Below are 14,944 nucleotides of genomic sequence, written 5' to 3'. Positions count from 1 at the left end.
TCCTCTCCTCTCCGATCATCGGATCGCGCGTGAGAACCCGCCGGTGAGCGGGATGACGACCGGTCATACTGGCTGGTGACCCGGGCCCGGGCGCCGACCGGCGCGCCATGGGACCGCGCCCGGGCCCCGTCCGAGACCGTGCCCGCGACCGTCCCCGAGACCGGAGGCCCCGATGAGCCGCGACCTGCCGACCACCGTTCCGCCGGGCCCCGCACCGGCGCAGCCGTGGAACCGGCAGCGGTTGCGCAGCAACAACGAGTGGCTGCTGCTGGAACGGCTGCGTCTCGGTGGTCCGTCCTCCCGTGCCCAACTCGCCCGCGACACCGGCCTGTCCAAGCCCACCGTCTCCACCGCGCTGGCCGCCCTCGAACACGCCGGCCTGGCCCGCGAGGCCGGGCGGTTCATACCCGAGCGCGGGCGCGCCGCCGTCCTCTACGAGCCCGACCCGCTCGCCGGACACGTGCTCGGGGTCGACATCGGCCGGGCCCGGCTGAGGGTCGCCGTCGCCGACCTCGCCGGGGACGTCGTGGCCCGCCGCGACATCCCGAACAAGGGGCGGACGGCTAACGAGGTCGCCGACGCGGTGGTGGCCGCCGCCCACGAGGCGACCGCCGAGGCCGGTCTGGCGGCGGCGGACATCGTGCACGCGGTGATCGGCACGCCCGGTGTCTGGGACGAGCAGCGGCGCGGCGTGCGGTACGCCACCAGCCTGCCCGGCTGGGGCAGACCCGGCCTGTTCGACCGGATAGCGGACGGACTGGCCACCGCGATCACCGTCGGCAACGACGCCAACCTCGCCGCGCACGGCGAGTACACGCTCGGCGCCGGCCGGGGGAGCGGCAGCCGGATGTTCGCCTACGTGCTCGTCGGCACCGGCCTGGGCGTGGGCGTGGTCAAGGACGGCGAGCCGCTGGTCGGCGCGTACGGCGCGCTGGGCGAGGTGGGCCTCGTCCCGCTCCCGCCGCGCCCCGACGGCGCGCCCGGTGGCACCATCGAGCAGGCCGCGGCGGCCGACGCCGTCGTCCAAACCGCCCTCGACCTCGGGATGAGCGGTCCGCTGACGGCCAAGGAGGTCTTCGACGCGGCCCGCTCGGGCGACCCGCTGGCGGCCACCGCCGTCCACCGCGCCGCCGGCCAACTGGCCTACGCGGTGGCCGTGCTGTCGGCCGTCCTCGACCCGGACCTGATCGTCCTCGGCGGCGGCATCGGCGCCAGCGCCGACCTGCTGCTCGACCCCCTCGGCCAGGCCCTGCAGCACCTCAGCCCGATGCGCCCCATGCTCGCCCCGAGCCGGCTCGGCGAGGAGGCCGTGCTCCTGGGCGCCGTGTCCACGGCCCTGGACCGGGCCCGCGTGGAGGTCTTCGAACGGCGTACGGCACCGGCGGACTGAGTCCTGGCGCCATGGCGACGCCATGTTGACGCCATCGGGTGCCAAAATCGCTTGCCTTGGTGTCGGGGTGGCGTCATGATGGCTCGTGCGGGCACTCTTCGGGGGTGGACGGCCGGGATGGCCGGCCAGCCGACGCAGGGTGCGTGTGGTTGGCGTTGGCGCCATGGCTGGCGCCAATGGTGCCACGCGTCACGCGCCACGCCGCGCGCTGACTCGCCCGCATCAACGCCGGACCACGTCGCTCCCCTCTGGAGGACTCCATGCCGCACGACCCGTCGACGTCGACCGCCTCGCCCGTGACGATCCCCACGCAGCGCGCCGCCGGCTGCCCCTTCGACCCGCCCACCGGCCTGGCGGAGCTGCGCGAGCGAGACCCGCTGGCCCGGATGGCCTACCCGGACGGCCACGTCGGCTGGCTGGCCACCGGTCACTCCGCGGTCCGCGCGATCCTGGCGGACCCCCGCTTCAGCTCCCGGTACGAGCTGATGCACTATCCGCTGCCCGGCGGCCCCGAGGGTCCGCTGCCGCCCGCCCCCGTCGGCGACATGACCGGAATGGACGCCCCCGAGCACACCCGCTTCCGGCGGCTCCTGGCGGGCCGGTTCACCGTCCGCCGGATGCGCCTGCTGACCGACCGGGTCGAGGAGATCACCGCGGAGCGCCTGGAGGCGATGGAACGCGGTGGGCCGGGCGCCGACCTGGTCGAGGTGTTCGCCCGGCCCGTCCCCGCACTGATGATCTGCGAACTGCTCGGCGTGCCCTACGCCGACCGTGAGCGCTTCCAGGGCCACGCCGAAACCCTGATGACCGCGGACGCGTCGCCGGAGGAGCGCTACGCCGCGATGGCCGGGCTGGAGGAGTACATGGCGGAACTGGTCGCGGCCAAGCGCGTGGAACCCGCCGACGACCTGCTCGGCGACCTCACCCGCGACTCCGACCTCACCGACGAGGAACTCGTCGGCCTGGGAGGGTTCCTGCTCGCCGCCGGTCTCGACACCACCGCCAACATGATCGCCCACGGCACGTTCGCGCTGCTCCGCAACCCGGCCCAGGCGGAGGCGCTGCGCCGGGACCCGGCCCTGGCGCCGCAGGCCGTGGAGGAGTTGATGCGCTACCTGACGATCGCCCACACCAGCATCAAGTCCGCCTTGGAGGACGTCGAGTTGGAGGGCCGGCTGATCAGGGCGGGCGAGAGCGTCACCCTCTCCCTCGAAGCGGCCAACCGCGACCCGGAACGCTTTCCCGACCCCGACTCCCTCGACCTCCACCGCAAGGCCGCGGGCCACCTGGGCTTCGGTCACGGCATGCACCAGTGCCTGGGCCAGCAACTCGCCCGCGTCGAACTGACGGTCGCCCTGCCCGCCCTGCTCGACCGCTTCCCGACGCTGCGCCTCGCCGTCCCGGCCGACGAGGTGCCGCTGCGCACCACCATGAACATCTACGGCGTCCACCGGCTGCCCGTCACCTGGGACGAGGGCTGACCGCCATGGAACTGCACGCCGACCGCACCCGCTGCATCGGCGCAGGCATGTGCGCCCTGACCGCCCCGGAGGTGTTCGACCAGAACGACGACGACGGCCTCGTCACCCTGCTGGACCCCCACCCACCACCGTCCACCCACCCGGCCGTCCAGCTCGCCATCACCACCTGCCCGGCGGCGGCACTGAGTTTCACCTGACCACGGCGAGGGCCTGCGCCATCACCCGGCGCAGGCCCTCGCAGCAGGCTTCAGCGGTGAGCGGCAAACTCCCCGGCACAGATACCGGCGACGAACGCGAGCCACGCATCGCCCGAGAACGCGAGCGCGGGTCCGTGGGGGTCCTTGCTGTCGCGGACTGCCACACGGCTACTGAGGCGTCCGGCTTCGACGCAGTTCTCGTTCGGATTGCTCGCGGAAGCCTTCCTCCACTCGACAGGCAGGGCGGATGCGACGGAGTAGTGGGTCACTTGAGCTGATCTCTCTTCTCTCGGATGACGTTGAGTGACTCGCCGAGGCTGAGGGCGGTCGCCATGATTTCGTCGAAGGCCGTGCGGTAGAGATCGACGTGATCGGGCTTCTCCACCCAGTTGCTGGCGAGCATGTCGCTGAGCAGTACGAGGTCCAGGTCTCGCTGACGGAACTCCAGTAGCGTGAACGGTCCGCTCATACCGGGGTGTGGAGGGGCCAGGGCTGGCATGATCTGAATGCTGACGTTCGGAAGACCGCTCCACTGGATGAGCTTGTCGAGTTGGTCGGCCATGACGCCGCCCTCGGCTCTCATCGTCAGCGCCGACTCGTGGATGACCGCCCACAGTTTGAGTGGCGCTTCGGCCCGCGTGAGAACCGATTGCCGGTTGATCCGCACATCGACACGGGCCTCGACGCTGGGAGTTGTGAACACGCCGCTGGAGATGATGGCGTGCGCGTAGCGCCGCGTCTGGAGAAGCCCGGGGATATAGGAGGACTCGTAGGACTTGTTGCCGATGGCGGTCTCTTCGAGCCTGATCAGATCGTGGTACAGCGAGTTGAGCTGATCGAACCCGGCCGCCCAACCTGGCCGGTGCTTGTCTCGTAGGATCTCAACGAGAACCTCTTTGAGTTCCGGCTCGCACTCGTAGAAGTCGAGGAGCGCGCGGACGACATCGGGCTTCAACTGCACCCGGGCGTTCTCGTATCTGCTCAGCTTCACCAGGTTGACGCCGTCGACCTGGGCCGCGACCTCCTCCGCCGAGAGGTTCCTGAGCTCGCGAAGCCGCCGCAACTCCGCCGCGATACGCCGGTAGCGCACGGCTGGCACTGCAATTGCCATGTCTGTAGCCCCTCCTGGGTGGTGCGTAGACCAGTGTGCACGGTCGCGACGGTGCTCCGCCACCGCCAACTCGACTCCAGGCGAGGCACCTTGCGCTGGAGAGTGAAAGTTTTCATATTTGCTCGACTTGGCTTGCTGGAGGGGTGCCGTCTACTCCATGCTGATCGTGACGAGAGTATGACTCGCCGTGACGCTTGCGTCCGGCGTTCTGCTCTTGCTTGCGCTTCACGGCTGCCGGTTGGACGTCTCCATGCCATGGTCGGCCGCCGTGGCTAGAACCCTTGTGCGGAAGGCGGCTCCCCCATGTCCGGATTTCCCCAATTGGCCCGAAGTGTCAGCTGCTGGCTGCCGCGCAGCAGGCGGTCGCCGGCAGAGGCGAGGCTGCGACTCGAACGGTTGCTCGTCGACGTCGTCGGCGGCGAACGTTTCATCGACACCGGCCTGTTGCTCGTCAGCGAGCTGGTGACCAACGCGGTGATGCACGGATCCCCGCGCGACAACCGGGTGCTGCTGGAGCTCTCCGCCGATGAGTCCCGGCTGCGGATCGAGGTGCACGACGCGCGCGGCGATCGTGCGCCGATCCTTCAGACCGCCGGGCGGGACGACGAGTCGGGGCGTGGTCTGCTACTCGTCAAGTCGCTGTCCGAGAAGTGGGGTTGTTGCCCTCGGGGTGGAGTCGGGAAGATCGTTTGGTGCGAGGTCGGCCCGGAGGGTGTGGCGTGAGGGCGGACCGGCTGGTCACCGTCGAGATCACCGGCGGCGTCATGCCGCCGACGACCTACGCGCTGTTCCCGAAGGCGCTCACCGCACTCTGGGCCGCGCTCCGGTTCCGGCCGATGAGCCGTCCGCAGTGGGAGTGGTTCGAGCGGTACCTGACGGGGCCCTGCTCCGAGCGTCTCGTGCGCGAATACCTGGACCGCACCGGTCCGTTGTCGCTGCCGGTCATCCTGCCCGAGGGCGTGCACCACCTGCGCATCCGGTGGGCGGTCATGGAGTGACGGAGGTTCACCGTCTCCAGATGAAAGCCTCGGTGCTCGGCTGGCGTTCTGCGAACAGGCCGGTGGGTGAGGTGTCGTGCAGGAGGTGGCGGAGGTCCGTCTCGAAGGTCGCGAGGTGTGGCCCGAACAGGTGTGGGGCGGACGAAGAGAGGGAGAGGACGCCGGCGACGACCTCGTCGGTCGTCCGGGTGAGGGGGTGGCCGCCGGGGACGACGAGGCGTTGGGGGTCGGTGAAGCCCGCTGCGGTGAGGACTGCCGCCTCGTTGCCGGGGGTGCCGTGGGGGAGGAAGCCCTGGCCGGCGCGGCGGACCGGGCCGAGGTGGGTCCGTACCAGGTCGGCGATGGCGGGGTGCGGGACCGGGGGGTGGGGGAGGCCTTCGGTGGGGCGGGGCTCGGACTTGAGGTCGGAGAGGTGGACGAGTGCCCCGCCCGGGCGCAGCAGGGTGTGCATGGTGGCTGCCACCAGCGGGCGGTCCATCCAGTGGAAGGACTGCCCGAACGTGGCGACGGTGAACTCGCCGAGGTTGCCCGGCAGCTTCTCGGCGCGTGCCCGAATCCAACGGGACTTGCCGGTCAACCCCATGTCGGCGGCGCCGCGTTCGGCCTCGGCGATCATCCCGGCATCCGGGTCGACGCCGACCACCTCCGCGAAGTGCCCCGCCAGTTCAAGGGCCAGCGTGCCGGGGCCACAGCCGACGTCGAGGAGTCGGCCCCGGCCGTCGAGGTGCAGTGCCTCGGCGAGTGCGGTCACCAGGCCCGGGGCGTAAGGCAGTCGGCCGTGCCGGTAGTGCTCGGCGGTGCCCGCGAACAGCGTCTCGTCCCACTGCCAGCCGGTGACCATGGCGGTCCACCACCTTTCGTTCGGTCAGCGTGAGATGTGCGCTTCGATGCCGTCGAGGAGGAAGCCGAGGCCGGTGCGGAAGGTCTCGTCGGGGTCCAGGTGGGGGCCGTCGCGTACGACCATGGCCAGTGCGGGGAACCGCCCGGTGGCGAAGGTGCGTTGCAGGTACGGGCCGTAGGCGGCCTGCCACTGCTCCTTGTCCATTCCGGTGGTCCGCTCGGCGCGGCGTTCGGTGATCTCGCGGCGGACCGCGCCGACCACGTACGCGTTGACGGCGGCGATCGCGGGCACGGCGAGGTCCAGGTCGACGCCGTTCAGCCCGGCCGCTACGGCTTCCCCGCTGGCCAGCGTGTGCGGTCCGAGGTGCGGCCGTCCGCCGATCAGGTCGGCGAACCACTCGTGGCGGTGGGCGGCGCGGCGGGTGGCGTCGGCGAGGGAGTGCAGTACCTCCCGCCAACTGCCGCCGGACGGCCGGATCTCGGCGTGGACCGCGTCGACCATCAGGTCGAGCAGTTCCTCCTTGGTGGCGATGTAGCCGTACAGCCGCATCGGCCCGGCGCCCAGCACGGCCGCGACCTTGCGCAGCGACACCGCCTCCAGGCCGTCCGCGTCGGCCAGTCGGATCGCCGCACCCACGATCCGGTCCCGGCTGAGCGGGGCCGGCGTCGGCCGGCCAGGCGGTTCCGGTCTCTCCCACACCAACATGCCGCCACGATACCGTGCTTGGGCGATACAGTGTATCGACCGATACAGCGAATCGTCCGGGGGGAACCATGAACATCGCCATCGTCGGAGCCGGTTTGGGCGGTCTGCTCCTCGCCCGCGTGCTCCAGGTGAACGGCGTCGACGCCGTCGTCTACGAGCGCGAACCCGAGCGCGGGGCGCGCGGCCAGGGCGGCATGCTCGATCTGCACGCCGGGACCGGCCAGCGGGCGCTGCGCACGGCCGGGCTGATCGACGGGTTCCGGGCGATCGCCCGTGGCGCGGGTCAGGACATGCGGCTGTTCGAACCGGACGGCACGCTGCTGCTCCAGGAGGACACGCCCGACGACGCCCCGCTCGAACGGCCGGAGGTCGACCGCGCCGATCTGCGCGACCTCCTGCTGGACTCCCTCCCCGCCGATGCGGTGCGCTGGGGGCACGAGTTCGAGTCCGCCGGTGACGGCCTGCTGCACTTCGCCGACGGAAGCAGTGCCGCGTACGACCTGCTGGTGGGTGCCGACGGCGCGAATTCCCGGGTTCGCGCCCTGCTCACCGACGCGCGCCCGGCGCACACCGGCCAGAGCGTCGTCGAGCTGGGGATTCCCGACGTCGACCGCACCCACCCCGACCTCGCGGTGATGGTGGGACGCGGCAACTACTGGGTGCTCGGCGACGGCCGCTCCCTGGCGGCGCAGCGGAACGGCGACGGCCGGGTCCGCGTCTACCTCAGCTTCTACGACACCGCCGAGGACTGGCTCGCCACCGGCGGAATCCCGTTCGACGACCCGGTGGCCGCGCGGGTGCGGCTGATCGACCTGTTCAGCGGCTGGCACCCGCGGTGCGCCGCGCTGATCGCGGCCTGCGACGACACGGTCCTGCCACGGGCGATCACCACGCTCCCGGTCGGCCTGACCTGGCCGTCGTCGCCGGGCGTCACGCTGCTCGGCGATGCGGCGCACCTGATGCCGCCGGTCGGGCAGGGCGCCAACATGGCGCTGCTCGACGGCGCCCTGCTCGGCCTCGCGCTGGCCGCACGGCGGGACGACCCTTCCGGCGCCGTCGACGAGTACGAACGCGAGATGTTCGAACGCACCGGCGCCGCCGGCCGGCAGTCCGCGCGGATCCAGGCGATGCTGGCCGCGCCGGACGCCGGCCGGAAGATGCTCGCCTTCTTCCAACCGGACTGAATTTCACCGAACATGACGAGGCGCGCTGCCTGATGCGGCACCGGAGTTCTGGAGGTCATGTGTCCCCGCGTTCCGTGCTCACCGCGGCCACCGCCGTGGCACTGCTGCTCGCCCCCGCCGCCGGTCCCGCGCTCGCGGCGCCCACCGTGCGGACCGCAGGGACCGTGGACGTGGACGTGTCCACGGCCGCCCAGTTGAAGGCCGCGCTGGCGGCGGCCGTGCCCGGGCAGACGATCCGGCTCGCACCCGGCGAGTACCACGGCTCCTTCACCGCCCAGCGCGCCGGGACGGCCGCGCAGCCCGTCACGCTCACCGGGCCGCGCACCGCCGTGCTCGTCAACGACGGCCCCTCCGGCTCCGCGCCCTCCTGCCCGGCGCCGACCTCCGGGTGGGACTCCGGGTACGGGCTCTGGCTCTACAACGCGCCCTACTGGAACCTCAGCGGGTTCACCGTCAAGGACTCCAAGAAGGGCGTGGTGCTGGACGCCTCGCCCCACGCGGTGATCGACGGCCTGTACGTGCACCACGTGGAGGACGAGGGCGTGCACTTCCGCCGCTCCTCCGCCGACGGGGTGCTGCGCAACTCGGTCGTGGAGTACACGGGCCGGGTCCAGCCGGGCTACGGGGAGGGGGTCTACCTCGGGTCGGCGAACTCCAACTGGGGCTGCCACGGCAACAGCGGCGGTGCGGACCGCTCGGACCGGGTGCTGGTCGAGAACAACCGGATCGGCCCGTACGTCACCGCCGAGGGGATCGACGTGAAGGAGGGCACCTCGGGCGGCGTGATCCGGGGCAACACCTTCGACGGCCGAGGCATCAGCGGCGAGAACTCCGCCGACTCCTGGGTGGACGTCAAGGGCAGCGGCTACCTGATCGAGGACAACCGGGGCACGTTCGCCGCACCCGGCACCTTCGCCAACGGCTACGAGACCCACAACCCGGCCACCACGCCCTCCTTCCCCAACGGCTGCGGAAACACCTGGCGGGGCAACACCTCGGACCTCGGTGGCGTCGGCGCCTACGCGATCAGGATCACCTCGGTTTCGGCCTGCGCCGGCCGGCCCAATGTGGTCCACGCCTCCAACACCGTCACCCGGGCGACGGCCGGCCTGACCAACGTCCCCGTCACGCCGTGAGGGAGCTCACCGACCCCGGGGAACTGACGGCCCGCTGCCAGGGCGACGCGCTGTGCGTCTGGGCGGCGCAGGGTCTGGACGGTCGCAGCCGGGCGTGGGCGAGTGACGACCGGCGCGCGGTGGTCGTTGCCGGGGTGAACCTGCTGGCGCGGGAGCGGGCGGTGGTGTGGGGCGCCCCCGACGCGGCGGTCCCGCTGCTGCGCCGGGTGGTGGCCGAGGTCGGCCCGGCGTACCGGCCGCTCGGCGAAAGGGCCCTGATCGAAGCGGTCGTTCAGGAGATCCCGGGGCTGACGTCGGTCGGCGGCTTCGGCTGGATGGACCGGCACGACGCACCGGGTGACGGCCTGCCGGCGGGCGGCGAGGCCGCGTGGCTTCCGGCGGGCGAGGCGGAGGAGGTTCAGCGATTTGTCGACATGAGCTTCCCGGACTCCTACGCCAAGCCGGGCGTACCCGGCGTCGAGCGGTGGGCGGGCGTGCGGGACTCCGCCGGCCGGCTGACGGCGGTCGGCGCGCACGCCTGGTGCGCCCCCACGGTCGGCTTCCTGTCCGGCGTCGCCGTGCACCCCGCCGCGCGCCGACGCGGACTCGGGCGGCAGGTCGGCGGCTTCCTCATCGCCGGGGCGCTGAAGACCCACGGGACGGCGGCACTGATGGTGGACGACTGGAACCAGGCCGCCATCCGGCTCTACGAAGGGATGGGACTGCGGTACCGACCCCTCGGCGCGGTCGTGGTACGGAAGTAGCGGGGCCTGGTCATGGCTGCCCAAGAATCGGTCGAAGCCCAAAGCTGCTGGTCGGCTACGGTTGCGGCATGACTGGCAGCCTGCCCGAGGACATAGCCGACGTGCTCGACCTCGTCCTGAGCGCGGACGAGCCCGTTCACGTCGCCCTCCGGCGGCAGGTGCCCCGACTCGGCGTGCGATCTCGCTGCGAGTGCGGGTGCGGCACCGCCTACTTCGCACTCGACACCGACCAGGTGGAGCCCGCGCCGACCGGCCCCGGCACCGTCGTGGCTGCCGACGTGCAGCTCCTCACCGAGACCGGTGAGTGCCCTGGCGAGGTCCTGGTCTTCGCGCAGGGCGGCTACCTCTCGTGGCTGGAGGTCTGTTCCTGGAGCGATGACGTCGAGGTGAATCTCGCCTCGGCGCGGCGCTGGCTGCAGCCACCCTCGTGAATTCGCCGGGCGGGGGCCGGCGAACGGCGCCGGCGTGACCGGATTTGGCGGTAGGTGATCGAACTCGTCCGCTGATCGACGCTCCGTGATTGGAAGATCTCGATCTGCTTACAAGTGCTTGAACTATGGACTGATCGTGTGGCCGGTCTGGTTGACTCGCGAACCTCTTCCAAACGGAACGGAGCGTTCACGTTCATGCCTTCACGGATGCGCGGCGGTCGTCGCGGCCTGGCCGCCGTCGCCGGACTTGTTTTCACGGTCGGCCTCGCGCTGACCGGGTGTGACCCCACGACGGGTGAAACCGCCACCACCGCGGCCTCCTCGTCCGCCGTCGTGGCCGTGGTGACCACGCCGCCCGCACCGTCCACTCCGGCTGCCCCCACGCCGGAGGTGACCACTCCGCCGGCCGCTCTGCCGGTGGCGCCGCCCGTCGAGACGCCGCCCCCGGCGCCGGCGCCGGAGCCGACCGCCGCCGCGCCCGCGCCCACCGCCCCGGCGGCGGCGCCGTCGAAGGCGCAGCCGACCAAGACTGCGGCGGCCCCCGTCAACACCCCCAAGCCGCAGCCGACGCCCACCAAGGCCGAGCCGCAGCCCAAGGTCACCACCGCCCAGCCGCCGAAGGACCCCGACCCGGCGCCCGCCGAGACCAAGCCCGCGGCCGCCACCGGCGACTGCGAGATCAAGTCGAACGCCGGCAACTGCTACAAGGCCGGCCAGTTCTGCCGCAACGACGACCTCGGCAAGAGCACCCACGAGGCGAGCGGCCGGGTGATCACCTGCCGGATGGTCAGCGGCAAGCCGCACTGGCAGGCGTAAGGCCCGGGTCCCCGGCTGACGCGGCTCAGGACAGCTCGGCGAGCGTGCTCCAGAACAGCCGCTCGTACGCCTGGAGCAGCCGGCCGTACTCGCGGGCGGCGTCGAGGTCCGGACCGGCGGTGATCCCCGCCGGTCCGAGGGCCTCGGCCGCCGCCCGCTCCAGCGCCGTCGCGGGCTGCGCGAAGAAGTCGAAGAACGCGCACGCCTCGTCCCCGAACCCGTGGAACCGCCGCAGCGCCCCGGCCAGCGTCGCGCAGTACCCGCCCCAGGCGGCGAAGTTGGCCACCAGTGCCGCCGCCACGGCGGGCGGCCGCCCGTTCAGCGCTAGCCAGGCCAGGTACGCCGGGTAGGCCTGGCACCCCGGCAGCGGCGCCCCGTCGGCCGCCGGCCCGCAGGCGGCCGCCAGTGCGGGCAGCGTGCGCAGCGCGGCACTCTCGCCGTCGGCCAGTCCGGCGAACCACGCGCCCAGCGGCTCGTCGGCACACCGGGTGGCGAGCAGCAGCAGACTGCGCCGGTCGGAGGTGATGACCCGCTGCTGCTGCGCCGCCAACGCGGCGAGCACCGCGAGCCGCCCCCGCCCCGCCGCGAACTCGGCGACGACGGCGGGACGCTCCTCCCCGGGGGGCGTTGACCCGGCTCGCAGATCGTGCAGTTGCCGCTCGGCAACGAACTCCGGCGGGTTCGGCTGATTCGGCTGGTCGATCGGCATGCTCGGCCTCCGCATGGCTGGTCCGGCCCCCGGCTCCATTCCTACCCCCCGGCCCCGCCCGTGGCACCGCCGTCCCGGTGGATCACCGCCCGGCATGCGGGCCCGGCACCGTGGCGGCACCATGGACGTCAGGGGAGTCGCCAGCTTCCCGGCCTGCGGCTTCCCGATCCGTGCGATCCGTGCAGAGGTGGAGGAAAGGGAGTCCGGCATGGCTACTGTGAAGAAGGACGACCCGGGCTGTCACGCGGACATCGTCTTCGTCGGCAACCTCCGGCTCCTTCCGTACACCGAGGACGCCGACACCGAGCTCCCGCCTCCCCACGCCACAGCGGCCATGAACATCGATGTGCTCGCGGCCTCCGGCTACGAGAACGTCGAGTTCGAGGACATCATGGTCCACCTGGAGATCAAGGGCCCGCCCGGTGCGCAGTTCGTGGAGCACGACGCCCGCACCAACTGGCACTGGGGCAACCCCGACGGCGCCGGCGGCTGGGTGGAGGTTCCCAGGGGTACGCCCACCACGCGACTGCGGATGCGCCTCGCGAAGGGGAACCTGCTCCGGCCCGGCCCCCTGGACGGGCTCACCTACTACGTCGGCCTGTACGGGCTCCCGACCGGAGGCGGCCTGGATGTCAGCGCCGTGGCCTCGGCGGGCCGGGTCACCGCCACGGCGTCGAGCTGTTCCATCGAGGTGACGGGCCTGCGGGAGGGCGAGACGCTCCGCGGCTACCTCAGCTGAGCCGCCCCTGAGGACCGCGATCGGGGGGCTCGCGCTCCGGGTCGTCGAAACCGGTGCTGATCCAGTCCCGGCGGGCATGGTGTCCGTGGCGCCCGTGATCGTCGAGCCGCGCGAGGCGCCGGCGGCCGGGCGGCGTGCAGGATGGCGCGGGTGCGGCTCAGTCGTCGAGGGTGACGTCGGGCATGGGGTTGCCGGCGGCGTCGAACAGGGGAGTGCCGCAGTCGCAGTGTTCGTCGGCGAGGGTTTCGGTGGGCGGGAGTTCCCAGACCAGCATCTGGGAGCAGCCGGGGCAGGTGAGGCTGACCAGGGTCGATTCCGGCTCCGAGCCCCAGGCGCGCACCGGGAGGTCCTCGTACGTGAGTGCGGGCAGCTCGCGTTCGCCGGTCAGCGCGACCAGGATCTCGTAGGAGTCGGTGCCGTCCTCCCACAGCGCGAGGGTGCAGCCGAGGCCGGTCAGGACGGCGGAGAGGTGGTCGAGTTGACGGGCCGGGAGGTCGCCGCGGCGCAGCGTCGGGTCGGTCCCGGCGGCGTGCCGGACGGCGGTGGTGTCGATGTCCGTCGGCTCGATGCCGAAGGCCCGGACGCGGCCGGCCACGAACTCGGCCAGCCGGCCGGGGTGGTCCTCGCCGCTCCAGTCCATCGTGAACATCACACGGTCGACCCCGACCCCCCGGTCGCGCTCCTCGGGCGTCAGGACCAGCTCTTCCAGCTCTGTCATGACGATCACGCTACCAACGGGGTGTGACAACGCCTCGGTGCACTTCTCCCATGGGGCCGACCAGGCCGGATTCGTAGGCGAGGATCACCAGGTGGACGCGGTCGCGGGCGGCGAGCTTGGTGAGCAGCCGGGTCATGTAGGTCTTCACGGTGGCCGGGCTGAGGACGAGTTCGCCGGCGATCTCGGCGTTCGACAGGCCGCGGCCGACGAGGGTGAGGATCTCGCGTTCGCGGTCGGTGATGGCGCCGAGGTGGTGTACGGACGGGGGCGCGGCGGCGGGGCGGGCGGCGAACTCGGCGATCAGGCGGCGGGTGACGCTCGGGGCGATGAGGGCATCGCCGGCGGCGACCACGCGGATCGCGGCGAGGATGTCGTCCAGCGCCATGTCCTTGACCAGGAATCCGGAGGCCCCGGCGCGCAGGGCGGCGTGCACGTTCTCGTCCTCGTCGAAGGTGGTGAGCACGACGACCCGGGCCGTGCCCGGTGCGGCGGTCACCCGGCGGGTGGCCTCGATGCCGTCGAGGACGGGCATCCTCAGGTCCATCACCACGACGTCGGGCCGCAGTTCCTCGGCGAGCCGGACGGCCTCGGCGCCGGTGGCGGCCTCGCCGACCACCTCCAGGTCGGGGGCCTCGGTGATGACCATCTCCAGGGCGGCGCGGACGAGTGGCTGGTCGTCGGCGAGGACGACGCGGACGATGCGGACCGGGGACGTCATCGGGCGGCCCCCTCGCCGACCGGGAGCCGGGCGGTGACCCGGAAGCCGCCTCCGGGGCGCGGCGCGGCGTCGAACTCGCCGCGCAGCAGGGCGACCCGCTCGCGCAGTCCGGCCAGGCCGTAGCCGGCGCCGGCGGCCGGGGCGGTGGCGCCGCGGCCGCGGTCGGTGACCTCGATGGCGAGCTCGGCCGGACGCCGGTGGTCGACGGTGACCCGGCAGGACGGGGCGGCGGCGTGGCGGACCACGTTGGCGACGGACTCCTGGATGATCCGGAAGGCCGCCAGGTCGATCTCCGCCGGGAGCGGCCGCCGTTCGCCGTGCCACCGGATGTCGACCCGCACGCCGGCGGCGGTGGTGGCGGCGGTCAGGCCGTCGAGGTCGGCCAGGCCGGGCGGTCGCAGGGCGGCGGTCGAGGCGTGGGCGGAGTCGTCGGCCCGGCGCAGCGCGCCGAGCATCCGGCGCAGGCCGGCCAGGGTCTCCCGCCCGGCGGACTCGATCTCGCCGAGGGCCTCGCGCGCCCGGTCCGGCCGGGTGTCGACGACCCGTCGGGCCGCGCCCGCCTGGAGGGCGACGATGCCGATGCTGTGCGCCACGGTGTCGTGCATCTCGCGGGCGATCCGCAGCCGTTCGGCGGTGACCGCCTCGGCCGCCGCCCGGGCGCTCAACGCCTCGGCGTGCTCCCGGGACTGGTGGACCGAGCGGCCCACCAGCCAGGCGATGACGGTGATCAGCACGCCCGCGTCGTTGGCGCCGATCCGGGTGCCGGTGAGCAGCAGGCCGCCGCCGAGGGCGGGGGAGAGGACCAGGTGGAGGAGGAGCAGGCCGAGCACCATGGTGAGCGCGGCGCGTGAGGTCCGGCGCGGTCCGGCGGCGGTGACCAGGCCGAGGGCGGCGGCGACCGCGAGCAGTGCGGTCGGCGGCAGTTCGAGTTCCCAGCGCCAGGCCTTGGTCTGCGCCACGGTCGCGGCCAGCAGCAGAGCGACGGCGGTGAGCGGGCGGCGGCGAGGAGGGCGACGGGGGTGGTGAA

Annotated in this window: 19 protein-coding genes; 11 read left to right on the top strand and 8 right to left on the bottom strand. The window is 72.6% G+C overall.

The window, feature by feature from the left end; all coding sequences use genetic code 11:
* Nucleotides 1-172 precede the first annotated feature (172 nt).
* The 3 genes from ACFZBX_RS23680 (at nucleotide 173) to ACFZBX_RS23670 (ending at nucleotide 3,068) form a co-directional block, all read left to right on the top strand.
* Nucleotides 173-1,390: an ROK family transcriptional regulator gene (locus ACFZBX_RS23680; RefSeq protein WP_391535780.1), complete on the top strand. Its 1,218-nt coding sequence runs from the start codon at nucleotides 173-175 to the stop codon at nucleotides 1,388-1,390.
* 260 nt (nucleotides 1,391-1,650) lie between these two features.
* Nucleotides 1,651-2,871, top strand: a complete 1,221-nt coding sequence (locus ACFZBX_RS23675) for a cytochrome P450 (RefSeq protein ID WP_391535779.1) — start codon at nucleotides 1,651-1,653, stop codon at nucleotides 2,869-2,871.
* Nucleotides 2,872-2,876: 5 nt separating this feature from the next.
* Nucleotides 2,877-3,068, top strand: coding sequence for a ferredoxin (locus tag ACFZBX_RS23670; protein ID WP_391535778.1), 192 nt, complete (start codon nucleotides 2,877-2,879; stop codon nucleotides 3,066-3,068).
* Between the two features lie 50 nt (nucleotides 3,069-3,118).
* Here the strand turns inward: ACFZBX_RS23670 and ACFZBX_RS23665 are convergent, their stop codons facing one another.
* Nucleotides 3,119-3,337 carry a DUF397 domain-containing protein gene (locus ACFZBX_RS23665; RefSeq protein WP_391535777.1) on the bottom strand — a complete coding sequence of 73 codons (219 nt, stop codon included), beginning with the start codon at nucleotides 3,335-3,337 and terminating at the stop codon, nucleotides 3,119-3,121.
* The gene (locus tag ACFZBX_RS23660; RefSeq protein ID WP_391535776.1) at nucleotides 3,334-4,179 is read right to left on the bottom strand and encodes a DUF5753 domain-containing protein; all 846 of its coding nucleotides are present in this window, start codon (nucleotides 4,177-4,179) and stop codon (nucleotides 3,334-3,336) included. The genes ACFZBX_RS23665 and ACFZBX_RS23660 overlap by 4 nt, the downstream gene beginning before the upstream one ends.
* A 303-nt stretch (nucleotides 4,180-4,482) precedes the next feature.
* On the opposite strand from ACFZBX_RS23660, the gene ACFZBX_RS23655 reads away from it, so the two are divergent.
* Complete coding sequence (locus ACFZBX_RS23655) at nucleotides 4,483-4,902, top strand: ATP-binding protein (RefSeq protein ID WP_391535775.1); 420 nt, start codon at nucleotides 4,483-4,485, stop codon at nucleotides 4,900-4,902.
* Complete coding sequence (locus ACFZBX_RS23650) at nucleotides 4,899-5,177, top strand: hypothetical protein (RefSeq protein WP_391535774.1); 279 nt, start codon at nucleotides 4,899-4,901, stop codon at nucleotides 5,175-5,177. Before ACFZBX_RS23655 ends, ACFZBX_RS23650 begins: the two co-directional genes overlap by 4 nt.
* 7 nt (nucleotides 5,178-5,184) lie before the next feature.
* Here the strand turns inward: ACFZBX_RS23650 and ACFZBX_RS23645 are convergent, their stop codons facing one another.
* Together ACFZBX_RS23645 and ACFZBX_RS23640 are read right to left on the bottom strand one after the other, a co-directional pair.
* The gene (locus tag ACFZBX_RS23645) at nucleotides 5,185-6,018 is read right to left on the bottom strand and encodes a class I SAM-dependent methyltransferase (RefSeq protein WP_391535773.1); all 834 of its coding nucleotides are present in this window, start codon (nucleotides 6,016-6,018) and stop codon (nucleotides 5,185-5,187) included.
* A 24-nt stretch (nucleotides 6,019-6,042) separates the two neighbouring features.
* Nucleotides 6,043-6,723 (bottom strand): TetR/AcrR family transcriptional regulator, encoded by a 681-nt coding sequence (locus ACFZBX_RS23640; protein ID WP_391535772.1) that lies wholly within the window; start codon nucleotides 6,721-6,723, stop codon nucleotides 6,043-6,045.
* A gap of 68 nt (nucleotides 6,724-6,791) precedes the next feature.
* Here ACFZBX_RS23640 and ACFZBX_RS23635 point away from each other — a divergent pair, with 68 nt between their 5' ends.
* From ACFZBX_RS23635 to ACFZBX_RS23615, 5 genes are all read left to right on the top strand, one after another.
* Nucleotides 6,792-7,907 (top strand): FAD-dependent oxidoreductase, encoded by a 1,116-nt coding sequence (locus ACFZBX_RS23635; RefSeq protein WP_391535771.1) that lies wholly within the window; start codon nucleotides 6,792-6,794, stop codon nucleotides 7,905-7,907.
* Nucleotides 7,908-7,966: 59 nt separating this feature from the next.
* On the top strand, nucleotides 7,967-9,043 hold the full coding sequence (locus tag ACFZBX_RS23630) for a sheath polysaccharide-degrading enzyme (RefSeq protein ID WP_391535770.1): 1,077 nt from the start codon (nucleotides 7,967-7,969) through the stop codon (nucleotides 9,041-9,043).
* Nucleotides 9,040-9,786, top strand: coding sequence for a GNAT family N-acetyltransferase (locus ACFZBX_RS23625; protein WP_391535769.1), 747 nt, complete (start codon nucleotides 9,040-9,042; stop codon nucleotides 9,784-9,786). The genes ACFZBX_RS23630 and ACFZBX_RS23625 overlap by 4 nt, the downstream gene beginning before the upstream one ends.
* 68 nt (nucleotides 9,787-9,854) lie before the next feature.
* On the top strand, nucleotides 9,855-10,217 hold the full coding sequence (locus ACFZBX_RS23620; RefSeq protein WP_391535768.1) for a hypothetical protein: 363 nt from the start codon (nucleotides 9,855-9,857) through the stop codon (nucleotides 10,215-10,217).
* A 195-nt stretch (nucleotides 10,218-10,412) separates the two neighbouring features.
* Nucleotides 10,413-11,033, top strand: a complete 621-nt coding sequence (locus ACFZBX_RS23615; RefSeq protein WP_391535767.1) for a hypothetical protein — start codon at nucleotides 10,413-10,415, stop codon at nucleotides 11,031-11,033.
* 25 nt (nucleotides 11,034-11,058) lie between these two features.
* On the opposite strand, the gene ACFZBX_RS23610 is transcribed toward ACFZBX_RS23615, so the two are convergent.
* A complete protein-coding gene (locus tag ACFZBX_RS23610; RefSeq protein WP_391535766.1) occupies nucleotides 11,059-11,742 on the bottom strand; it encodes a transcriptional regulator in 684 nt (227 codons plus the stop codon).
* Nucleotides 11,743-11,950: 208 nt separating this feature from the next.
* On the opposite strand from ACFZBX_RS23610, the gene ACFZBX_RS23605 reads away from it, so the two are divergent.
* Complete coding sequence (locus ACFZBX_RS23605) at nucleotides 11,951-12,481, top strand: hypothetical protein (RefSeq protein WP_391535765.1); 531 nt, start codon at nucleotides 11,951-11,953, stop codon at nucleotides 12,479-12,481.
* 157 nt (nucleotides 12,482-12,638) lie between these two features.
* Here the strand turns inward: ACFZBX_RS23605 and ACFZBX_RS23600 are convergent, their stop codons facing one another.
* The 3 genes from ACFZBX_RS23600 to ACFZBX_RS23590 are packed head-to-tail and all read right to left on the bottom strand — an operon-like array spanning nucleotide 12,639 to nucleotide 14,876.
* Nucleotides 12,639-13,199 carry a hypothetical protein gene (locus ACFZBX_RS23600; RefSeq protein WP_391535764.1) on the bottom strand — a complete coding sequence of 187 codons (561 nt, stop codon included), beginning with the start codon at nucleotides 13,197-13,199 and terminating at the stop codon, nucleotides 12,639-12,641.
* 10 nt (nucleotides 13,200-13,209) lie between these two features.
* Complete coding sequence (locus ACFZBX_RS23595) at nucleotides 13,210-13,917, bottom strand: response regulator (RefSeq protein ID WP_391535763.1); 708 nt, start codon at nucleotides 13,915-13,917, stop codon at nucleotides 13,210-13,212.
* Nucleotides 13,914-14,876, bottom strand: coding sequence for a sensor histidine kinase (locus ACFZBX_RS23590; RefSeq protein ID WP_391535762.1), 963 nt, complete (start codon nucleotides 14,874-14,876; stop codon nucleotides 13,914-13,916). The genes ACFZBX_RS23595 and ACFZBX_RS23590 overlap by 4 nt, the downstream gene beginning before the upstream one ends.
* Between the last annotated feature and the right edge of the window lie 68 nt (nucleotides 14,877-14,944).

It is taken from the genome of Kitasatospora sp. NPDC008115, assembly GCF_042957205.1.
In the GTDB taxonomy this organism is placed as follows: domain Bacteria; phylum Actinomycetota; class Actinomycetes; order Streptomycetales; family Streptomycetaceae; genus Kitasatospora.
The sequence above is the reverse complement of the archived record's forward strand: the minus strand, read 5'-3'. Positions and strand labels throughout refer to the sequence as shown.